The 9,624-nt window shown below is 65.6% G+C and carries 10 protein-coding genes and 1 pseudogene; 4 read left to right on the top strand and 7 right to left on the bottom strand.

What is annotated here, in order from left to right; translation table 11 throughout:
* Positions 1-170: 170 nt before the first annotated feature.
* Genes ACH13J_RS17660 through ACH13J_RS17630 form a run of 7 tightly spaced genes read right to left on the bottom strand, consistent with a single transcriptional unit; the run spans position 171 to position 6,261 of the window.
* A complete protein-coding gene (locus tag ACH13J_RS17660; protein ID WP_397544668.1) occupies positions 171-1,142 on the bottom strand; it encodes a hypothetical protein in 972 nt (323 codons plus the stop codon).
* 11 nt (positions 1,143-1,153) lie between these two features.
* Positions 1,154-2,584: an MBOAT family O-acyltransferase gene (locus tag ACH13J_RS17655; RefSeq protein WP_397544667.1), complete on the bottom strand. Its 1,431-nt coding sequence runs from the start codon at positions 2,582-2,584 to the stop codon at positions 1,154-1,156.
* A gap of 33 nt (positions 2,585-2,617) precedes the next feature.
* Positions 2,618-3,181 carry a hypothetical protein gene (locus tag ACH13J_RS17650; RefSeq protein ID WP_397544666.1) on the bottom strand — a complete coding sequence of 188 codons (564 nt, stop codon included), beginning with the start codon at positions 3,179-3,181 and terminating at the stop codon, positions 2,618-2,620.
* A gap of 28 nt (positions 3,182-3,209) precedes the next feature.
* Complete coding sequence (locus ACH13J_RS17645) at positions 3,210-3,755, bottom strand: hypothetical protein (protein WP_397544665.1); 546 nt, start codon at positions 3,753-3,755, stop codon at positions 3,210-3,212.
* The gene (locus ACH13J_RS17640; protein WP_397544664.1) at positions 3,752-4,057 is read right to left on the bottom strand and encodes a type II toxin-antitoxin system MqsA family antitoxin; all 306 of its coding nucleotides are present in this window, start codon (positions 4,055-4,057) and stop codon (positions 3,752-3,754) included. The genes ACH13J_RS17645 and ACH13J_RS17640 overlap by 4 nt, the downstream gene beginning before the upstream one ends.
* Positions 4,050-5,018, bottom strand: coding sequence for a transketolase C-terminal domain-containing protein (locus tag ACH13J_RS17635; RefSeq protein ID WP_397544663.1), 969 nt, complete (start codon positions 5,016-5,018; stop codon positions 4,050-4,052). Before ACH13J_RS17635 ends, ACH13J_RS17640 begins: the two co-directional genes overlap by 8 nt.
* Positions 5,019-5,043: 25 nt before the next feature.
* Positions 5,044-6,261 (bottom strand): thiamine pyrophosphate-dependent enzyme, encoded by a 1,218-nt coding sequence (locus tag ACH13J_RS17630; protein WP_397544662.1) that lies wholly within the window; start codon positions 6,259-6,261, stop codon positions 5,044-5,046.
* A 339-nt stretch (positions 6,262-6,600) separates the two neighbouring features.
* Between ACH13J_RS17630 and dctP the strand changes: the two genes are divergently transcribed.
* From dctP to ACH13J_RS17610, 4 genes and pseudogenes are all read left to right on the top strand, one after another.
* A complete protein-coding gene (gene dctP / locus ACH13J_RS17625; protein WP_397544661.1) occupies positions 6,601-7,581 on the top strand; it encodes a TRAP transporter substrate-binding protein DctP in 981 nt (326 codons plus the stop codon).
* A gap of 62 nt (positions 7,582-7,643) precedes the next feature.
* Positions 7,644-8,168 carry a TRAP transporter small permease subunit gene (locus ACH13J_RS17620; RefSeq protein WP_397544660.1) on the top strand — a complete coding sequence of 175 codons (525 nt, stop codon included), beginning with the start codon at positions 7,644-7,646 and terminating at the stop codon, positions 8,166-8,168.
* Positions 8,153-9,457, top strand: coding sequence for a TRAP transporter large permease subunit (locus ACH13J_RS17615; protein WP_397544659.1), 1,305 nt, complete (start codon positions 8,153-8,155; stop codon positions 9,455-9,457). The genes ACH13J_RS17620 and ACH13J_RS17615 overlap by 16 nt, the downstream gene beginning before the upstream one ends.
* 70 nt (positions 9,458-9,527) lie before the next feature.
* Positions 9,528-9,624: pseudogene (locus ACH13J_RS17610) on the top strand (hypothetical protein); the annotation flags it as partial.

Raw genomic sequence — 9,624 nt, 5'->3', positions numbered from 1 at the left:
GGGCCAGCTGGGCGAACGTTGGGGGTGAGCCAGGCCCGCCGGGGGGGCGCGCGCCGGCCGGACCCGTCGGCCGATATCCGTTTCGCCACACCCGCATTACGGCCTCGCGCCTTTCCCTCGTGATCGCGCACAAGGCTAGCCGCGGGCGTCCCCGGTCTCATTAACGCTGGTCAAGGCCGGGCTGGCGTGGCGAGCAGCCCGCGCAGGTGCCGGGTATACAGCGCCTCGATCCCGGCGCGGTTGAGGTGATCGGTGTCGAAGTAGTAGCGCGCTTCCGGCAATTCCGCGCCAAGATCGTGATACGGAATGTCCAGCGGGTCGAGGCGCGCGCGCAACGCGGTGTCGAACGCGGCCTCGGCGGGCAGGGCGGCGCGAAACGCCTCGGGCAGCGGCAGCTTCATGACGGTTACGCGCAAACCGGCGGAACGGGCCGTGCGCAGGATGTGCTCAAGCGTGTCCAGATAGGTGCGTCTTGGCGAGCGTTCCGCGCCTTCGGGATACAGATAGTCGATCCGGCTGGCGACGGCGTGGCGTGACAGGCGCGCCTCGCGGTCGAAATCCGCTGCGCCGCGCCATCCCGACCGTGCAAATCGGTCGGACGGGTTGAGCTTGGAAAACGCGGTCAGGTAGTCGGCCAGCGCGCCGGCGCGGGCGTCGCCGCGCTGAACGGCCCGGGCAAGGATCGTGGCGGTCGACACGCGCAGCGGTGTCTGGCGCAGCAGTTTTCGGTCGCCGATCCTGTCCTCGTTCCACCGGGGCGCGGCAAAGGCAAAGCTGTCGACGACGTAAAGCAGATGCCGGGGCGTGGTGTCCCTCAATGCCTGCGCGAAGACGAGCCTGTTGTAGACCGGGCCGGCGCCGACTTCGGCCAGAACGGCCATCGACTGGCCGGTGTCCTGTCGAAGACGGCCCGGCACGTCGCCATAGGCCAGCGGCAACGCGTGGGAGGTGCCGAGAACCAGCCAGTCGATGCTTTGCCCGCGCAATGCCAGCAGCTTCTGGAAGGCGGTGTCCTGCCCCGCGCGGCCGACTGTCACCTCCGCCACGCCCGCCGCGCCCGCGTACAGCGTCAGAAACAGCGCGACGAACCCGGCGATCAGGCGACGGGGCAGGGGGCGGACGGGGCGAGCGGAAATTTCCATCGGCGGTTCCTTCAGAACTGCATGTAGACGAACGACTCGCCCTGCCACCGGCCAAGCAGCAGGAGGGCGAACAGCCCGGCATAGACGAGGCCCCAGCGAAGCGCGCGGGGCGCGCGCCGGAGCCGACGCCTCATGCTTTCACGTTCCATGATCCATTCGGCCGCGAGGAGGCCGAGGATCAGGGTGCCGAGAAAGGCATGTTCCGACGTGAACGGGTAGCGGGCGACCAGCTCCGGCAGCTGGGGCAGCGTCGTCCAGATGCGGCCGAACACCGTGATCCCGTCATGCAGGTCACCCGCGCGGAAGAAAATCCAGCTGACCAGCACCAGATGGAACACCACGAGGGTCGCGACGAGGCCGTGAACGCGCCCTGCCAAGGTGCCCTCCAGCCGTGCGCGGACCGCGTGGCGGGCGGGGCTGAGCGCCCGTTCGACCAGCAGGTAGCCTCCGTTCATCGCGCCCCAGACAAGAAACCCCAGCCCGATGCCGTATCCCAGCCCGGCATGCCAGATCCCGCTGGCCAGAAACACGATCAAGAGCGCGGGATACATCCGCCAGCCGGAGCGTGAGCTGCCCAGAAGCGGCTTGTACACGAGATCCCGGAACCAGTTCGACAGGGTGATGTGCCATCGTCTGGCCCAGAATTCCCCGATGGACCGCGCGAAATAGGCACGGCGGAAATTCTCGGACAGGCGGATGCCGAACAGCCGCGAGGCACCACGCGCCATGTCGGTATACCCCGAGAAATCGCAGTAGATCTGGAAAGCGAAGAAATAGGTCGCGATGATCAACTCCATCGGCACGGCATAGCCGGGGATGGCGTAGGTGCGGTCCACGAAGGGGGCGAGATTGTCGGCCACCACGACTTTCTTGACCAGCCCCCAAAGAAACAGCTGCGCGCCGAAGGCGAACTGGACCGGCGTCATCGGGGCCTTCCGGAGCAGCTCGTTGCGGAAGGTGGCGACACGTTCTATCGGGCCGGCGAGCAGCTTGGGGAACCACGCCAGGAAGAGCACCTCCTGTTGCGCGCTGGCCGCGGTGGTCGCGGGCGCGCGGTACCGGTCGACAAGCAGGGCGATGGCGGTGAAGGCGTAAAAGGAAAACCCCGCCGGCGCGGCAAGGCCCAGCGACGGCAGCCAGTCCACCGCGCGCGCAACGGGGTCGTAGTATTTCAGCGCCGCCATCAGCGCCAGAATGGCGAGCACCCCGGCCCAGAGCATGGACAGGCGCCAAGCCCGTGCCGGGTTCAGCAGGCCGCGCCCCGCGATGAGGGCGATCGCCGCGACAGTCCCGAGATAGGCGAGGTTGTCCGCCCCGAAGCTGGCATAGAAACCGAGGCTGGCTAGAAGCAGAAAGGGCAGGCGCCACCGCACGGGCAGCCCCCAGTACACAAGGACGGCAACCGGCAGCAGGATCAGGAATTCAGGCGATGTGAACAGCATGATCTGGCCCCGTTGCCGGTCACCGCCCCCCGGTCAGTACGAGGCACCCCCGGCGCGCAATGCCGGCGGGATGGCGTCGATCGGGATACCGGCATTGAGAACGAGATATTCGGCCAGCAACTCGCGTTCCCGCGGCGTCGTCTCTATTTCGATGTGGCTGGGCGAGTTCATCGTGCCGAGCCACGCCTCGCGCGTGCGGTCCTGCGTCACAACCACCGTGATGATGTGGCAGGACTGGCAGAGCGCCAGCGCCATGTCGCGGCCGTCGCGCGGGAGCTCGGCCGCCGGCTCGATGGGGGCGCGCGCGGCGAGGTACTGGGCAAGCGTATCTCGCTGCCAGCCGTCCAGCCCGGCGACCGAGGCCGAGGTTTCTGCCGCCGTTTCCAGCCGTGCGCGCCAGAATTCCGCATCGCCGCTTTCCGTGCGGATCGCCGTTTCGAGCCCGGCCGGAATGCCCCGGTCCTGCACGTCCTGCAACAGCGTGCGCCCGCCATCGGGAATGAACGAAAAGATGTCGTCTTCCTGCGCGATGGCGATGGCGCCCAGCATGACGGCCGCGGCCGTCAGAACCCCAAGTGGAAAGGATTTCAGCTGCATTTCAACCTCGTTTCCTAGCGGCGCGCGGTCAGAACCTCAGCTCCGGCGGCACCTCCTCGAAAGCCAGCGGCATGTTGAGCGCCGAGTACCCGGCGAATGTCTCGCGCTCGATGGCGCTCATCGGGATCTCGGTATGGAACGGCGCCTTGAACGTGCTTTCCCAGCCCGCCTTGTCCCGGTCGTGCATCAAATAGCCCGAGAACAGGGAGTGGCAGAACTGGCATTGCGCCACGGCCAGGTCCTTGCCGTCCCGCGGCAGCCTGCCCGCCATCTCTTGTGCGGACATGCCGTCGAGCGTGCCATCGACAGGCAGGTTGAGTTCGGCATATCCCGCCAGTGTCCGGGCAGCGGTCTCGTCCAGTTCCGGGTCGCGCGCGCGCGCCCATTCGGCCCAGTCAGCCGCTGCAGCCTCGCGCGACAGCAGGTCGCGCAGCGCGTCGGCCTCCATCCCCTCGGCCAGCCGGAGCAGGATGGCACGGCCGCCATCGGGCATGAAGCCGTACTGATCCTCGGCCGCCCAGAGAACAGCCCCCGAGAGGGCCAGCACCACGGCGCCCGGAAATGGTTTTCTCATGTCTCCTCCTCCGTTGCATCGCTTGGCGGGGCATAGGGAAAGACCGGCACAGACAGCACGCGGGCCGGCGGGCCATCCCCGCCCTGCCGGCCGCGCATCCGGTCCAGCACGAGCGCGGTTTCGTCCTCGAAATACCGCTCGCCGCAGGTCTGGCAGACCAGCGCCGGGATGTTCTCGATCACGATCAGTTCCGACCCGCGCCACAGCGCCGTGTTCGCCCGGTCAGGTCTGAGACTGCCGCCGGCGCAGCTGGTGCAGGTCACGTGCCCGGCCGGCTTGCTGGCGGTGCTACTGTCAGACAAGGGCACGGGCCGCCCCCGCGATGCCGTCGGCATTCGGCCGCATCCACGTGAACATCTCCGGTGACGCCGGCGGCGGCGCATCGGGAAAGGCCACGCGCTTGAACTTGGCGCCCTCGACGTTCTCGGCCGCCCGCGCCACCACCTCTGCGCCAGGTCCGAGCGTGTAGTAGGACTGGTCGACCGTGAGCAAACGCTTGGTCTTGGCCACCGAATTGACGATGGTTTCGGTGTCCATCTCCTTGAGGGCGCGCAGGTCGATCACCTCGACGCTCATGCCCTCGCCCGTTAGTGTCGCGGCGGCCTCCAGCACGCCGGGCATGCCCGCGCCGGAGCTGACGATGGTAAGGTCGCTGCCCTCCTGCCGCACCGCCGCCTTGTCGAGCGGCACCTCGAAGGGCGCGTCCGGCACCTCCTCGGTCAGGGTGCGCAGGCCCGCGGGATAGAGGTAGACCACCGGGTCGGGCGAGCGCAGGGCGGCGTGCATCATTCCCTTGGCGTCGTAGGGCGTGGACGGGATCACCGTGCGCACGCCGGGGATGTGCATGTAATAGCTGTCCTCCTCGTAGCAGGAGTGCTGTTGCGCGAAGCCGGGGGTCTGGCCGGTCATCTCGATGATCCAGACCACCGGCAGGCTGGCAGCGCCGCCCGTCTTGTGGCGCATCTTGCCGGCATAGTTCTGGATCAGCTCGAAGGGCATCAACGCGCCCTGGTAGGGGATGTAGGTGGCCGATTTCGATCCGGCGAGGCCAGCGCCGAGAACCATGGCCGACATCCAGTATTCGTCGATGCCGGTATTGACCACGCGCTTTCGGCCGAACTCCGTTTCCAGGTTGATGACCGGTCTGCCGGGGTTCGATGCCACCGGCGGTGTCAACTCGAAGATCCATGTCATGGCCGGATCCTGCTGCATCTCGTGCTGCACGGCCTCCAGGACCGAGTACATCCAGCTTTTCTGTACCATTTCCAAATCCTTTCAGGTGGGGCTGTCAGCCAAATTGCCGCGCGGCGACGGTGCCTTGGGCGAACACGTGCCTCAGGCCGTCCTCGGGTTTGCACAGCGGCTGGCTCAGGGCCCATTCGAATGCGCCCTCGATCTCGGTCTTGACCTCGTCCTCGATCTCGAAGGCGCGGTCCTCGTCCAGAACGCCCCAGTCCACGAGAATGTTGCGCGAGATGTCGACCGGGTCGCGCTGCATCCAGGCGCGGACCTCGCGCTCGGGGCGGAACGACGTGATCGCCAGCGGATCGTAGCCGAACGCGCCCAGTTCACCCGCCTTGGCCCCGGGGGCGCCCCAGTGGTTGTAGTAGCGGTACGTCTTGGCCTCGATGAAGGTCGGCCCGCCGCCCCCGCGGGCGCGGTCGACCGCGGCCCTTGCGGCGTTGTAGACCTGTATCACGTCCTGCCCGTCGACGACCTCGGTGGCGATGCCGTAGGCGGCGGCGGCCTCGGCGATGTCCTGGTGCGGGCAGGAATGGGAATAGTGCGCGTACTGGTGATAAAGGTTGTTTTCCAACACGTAGATGAACGGCAGATCCAGAAGCTTGGCGTTGTTGAGCGCCGAGTGGAACTGTGGCGTTGCGTAGGTCCCGTCGCCGCCGAACACGACGGCGACCTGATCGCTGCCACGCGCCCGGAACGCGAATGCGGAGCCGGTGGCGGTCACGTGGCCCGGGCCGATCATCCCGTCGGCGCCGACGAAGCCGACGGAAGGGTCGGAGATGTGCATTTCAGCCCCGTAGCCGCCGTTCAGACCCGTGGCACGGAAATCCATCTCGGCCACCATTCTGGGAATGTCCACGCCCTTGGCGATGGCATGCCCCGATGGCCGGTGCGTGGAATAGACAAGGTCGATCTGGTCGAACGGTCCTTCGTTTCTCAGCGCCGCGCAGATCCCGGTCGCGACCGCCTCCTGCCCGGCGTAGAAGTGATTGTACCCGCGGTAGTCGGGGTTGGTGAGCATCTGGTCGGCCTGCGTGCGCTCGTGCCAGCGGATGCGCAGGATCGTGCGGTACATGTGGACGAGCTTCTCGTCGGAAAGATCCTTGGCGAAAAAGCCGATATCCCCGTCGGCCAGGACCCGGTGCCCGGATGCCGAAACGACAGCGCCGGTCAGCGCCGCCAGTTTCAGGAACCCGCGCCGCGATTCCGACGCGGGCGATTGGTCTTCACGCGGCGCCCGCGACGATGTCACGTCATGTTTCATGATAGTCTCCTCCCAATCAGGCCCCGGCCCTGAGCAGCCAATGGCGCGAAGCCGGGGCAGACACGGCAAGGATAATGGCCCCGGCTGCAGGCGTCGTTGACGCGTGTTAACTGTCGCCCGCGCATTTCCAGCTGGGGCGGCCAGCCCGGAGGAGGGCCGGCGATCCGCAAAGCGCGAAGTTTCGCCCGCTGTCCAGAAAAGAATTCCGATGTGCGGAATTAACTCGGGGGTATTTCGCTTTACAGACCACGCATTCGCGGCTTGTTTTGAAGCGGTCCGGCGGGGTGCGCGGATCGCCGTTCGGCACCGTTCCCGCCAAGCGATGGGAGGAGTAGAGACATGAACGTATTCAAAAAGAGCATTTGCGCTGCCGCACTGATGGCTGCAGGTGCTGTGTCGGCACAGGCGGAAACGCTGACAATGTTGTCGAGCTGGGACGAAAGCTACAACGCCGTTCCGGTCTTCGCGCAGGGGTTCGCCGAACGGCTGGAAAAGAAATCGGGCGGCGAGTTCGAGATCGACATGCGCGGCCCTGAAACGGTTTCGCCCTTCGAGCAGCTGCAGCCCGTTTCGGCCGGGCTGTTCGACATGCTCTTCACGCACGGTGCCTATCACCTTGGGGAAACCGCCATGGCCTTCGGCATGGATGCGGTGACCGATGATCCCAAGGCGCGGCGCGAAAGCGGAATCTACGACGTGATCGACGCCCATTACAAGAAGCGCAACCTCAAGCTCATCGGCGTTTTCTCGGCTGCGTCGGGCTATCATGTCATGCTCCGCGAGCCGATCGGGGAGGACGGCGCGCTGAAGGGGCGCAAGATCCGCGCCTCTGGCACGTACCATGATCTCGTGCAGGAACTCGGCGGGTCCGTCGTCACGCTTCCGGCCTCCGAGATCTATTCCGCGCTGGAGCGCGGTGTCGTCGACGGCGCCGCGTGGCCGGTTTTTGGCGCCATGGACTACAAGTGGTACGAGGTGGCCGACTACATGACGCGCCCCACCTTCGGCGTGACCAACCTGACGATGTTCATGAACCTCGATACATGGAACGGGCTGAGCGAAGAGCAGCAGGCGCTGGTGATCGAGACGGCCAAGGAGCTTGAGGTCGAGGGGCGCAAACATTTCGAGCAGCTTTGGGAAAAGGAAGACAAGGCCATGCAGGAGGCCGGGCTCGCGCACACCCAGTTCGGCGAGGAAACCGCCAGCGAGGTGAATGCGATCTTTGCGGCCGGTATCTGGAAGCAGGTCGAGGCAAAGGCCGGCGAAGACGGTGAGGCGTTCCATGATCTCGCCGTCGAAAAGGGCCTGACGGCCGAGTAACTTGACCAACAGGCATGCGGGCCGGGGCCGGTCCGCATGCCGGATTCATGGCCGGTGCCCGAATGAAACGCCTCTGCCAGCTGCATGATGCGCTTACCCGCGCGACATTCTGGGCCGCGACCTTCGCGGTGCTTTACCTGACGCTCGTGACGGCCGGCGAGGTCTTTGGCCGTTACGTTCTGTCCGCGCCCTCCGACTGGGCGCCGGACACCGCCGCGGTGGCCTTCGGGCTCATCACCTTTCTCGCCGTGCCCCACCTGACATGGAAATCGGGCCATGCCTCCATGGACTTCGTCGTTTCGGCGGTGCCGTCCCGCGTGTCGGTGGTGATGCAGCGGATCAATTACACGATCGGTTTGCTGGTCTGCGCCGTCTGCGCATGGATTGGCGGCGCCGAGGCCGCACGGCAGATATCGTCGGGGGTCATGATCGTCTCGGTCACGCCGATCCCGAAATGGGCCGTGTTCGTGCCGCTCGTCTACGGGCTGGGCAGCTCGGCGCTGTATTTCGCGCGCCATCTTGCCGCGAGCTTCGGGCCGGGCGACCCCGCTGGCAATCAAGGAGGGCGCAGTTGGAGTGGTACCTGATCCTCAGTAGCGTCTTCGTGATGCTCCTGGCCCTTTTTCTCATGGGGCTGCCGATCTTCCTGTCCTTCCTTTTGCTCAACATCGGCGGGCTTTACCTGCTGACGGGCGACATCAAGGGGGTGCTGTTGGTGGTGAACTCGATGTTCAACACCTCCACCAGCATTTCCCTGGCGGCGATACCGCTCTTCGTCCTTCTGGGGGAGTTGCTGTTCCGCTCCGGCTCGGTGCGCATCATCTTCGATGCGGTTGACGCGCTGGTCGGGAATTTCCGGGCACGGCTCTACGCGGTCAGTATTGCGCTTTCCACGGTTTTCGGCGCGCTTTCGGGCTCGGCCATGGCCGTGGCCGCGATGATGGGGTCGTCGCTCCTGCCGGAGATGCGGGAGCGGAACTACGATCGCAACCTGTCCATGGGCACGATCCTTGCCGGTGCGAGCCTCGCGCCCATCATCCCGCCGTCGGTGATGGCGGTGGTGCTGGGTATCCTGTCGAAGGTTTCCATCTCGGCGCTGCTCGTTGCGGGAATTCTGCCGGGCATATTGCTGGCGTCCGCCTTTCTGCTCTACACGATGGTGCGGGGACTGATGAATCCCGATGTCGCGCCCTTGAGCGAAAGCGCCGACAGGCCGTGGCGCGAAAGGGGCCGGGCCGCCCTTCGCGCCGCGCCTTTCCTGCTGATCATAGTCACGATCCTCGGCCTGATCCTAGGCGGGGTCGCCACCCCGACGGAGGCAGCCGCCAGCGGCTGCGTGGCCGCGGCGATCATCTGCGCGATCTTCGGCAACCTGCGCATCCCGTCGCTGATCGAGGCTCTGCGGTCGACCGCGCAGATCACCGCGATGATCATGATCATCATGGTCTCGTCGGTCTCTTTCAGCCAGCTGCTGAACTTTACCGGCGCGACGTTCGAACTGGTCAACCTCGTCACCGAACTGGCGCTGCCGCTGGTCTTGATGTTCATCCTGTTGCAGATCCTTCCGTTCGTCCTGTGCATGTTCATCGACCAGATCGCGCTGATGATCATGCTGGTGCCGATCTACCAGCCGATGATCGGCGCGCTGGGGTTCGACCCGATCTGGTTCTGGACGATCTTTCTGATCAACATGTCCATCGGGGGGATCACGCCGCCCTTTGGCTACACCCTGTTCTCGTTGCAGGGCGCGTCCGACGGCATTCCGATACAGGCCGTCTACCGATCGGTGCTGCCCTTCATCGCGATCTTCGTCGTGGTCATCGCGGTGCTGGCGCTGGTGCCGGAAATCATCCTGTTGCTGCCATCCTTGCTGTGACGGGGCCACCATCCGGGAGGTGTTCATGGACTTGGGAATTTCGGGTCGCACGGCCCTTGTATTGGGGGCGCAGCATTCGGTCAAGGAATTGCAGTCGATCGGGATCGCGCCGGACATCCTCGTGTGCCGGTCCGAGCAACCGATTCCGCAGAAGGAGCGGGAAAAGA

The organism is Roseovarius salis, assembly GCF_044472985.1.
GTDB lineage: Bacteria > Pseudomonadota > Alphaproteobacteria > Rhodobacterales > Rhodobacteraceae > Roseovarius > Roseovarius salis.
This window is presented reverse-complemented; position numbering and strand designations above follow the sequence as displayed.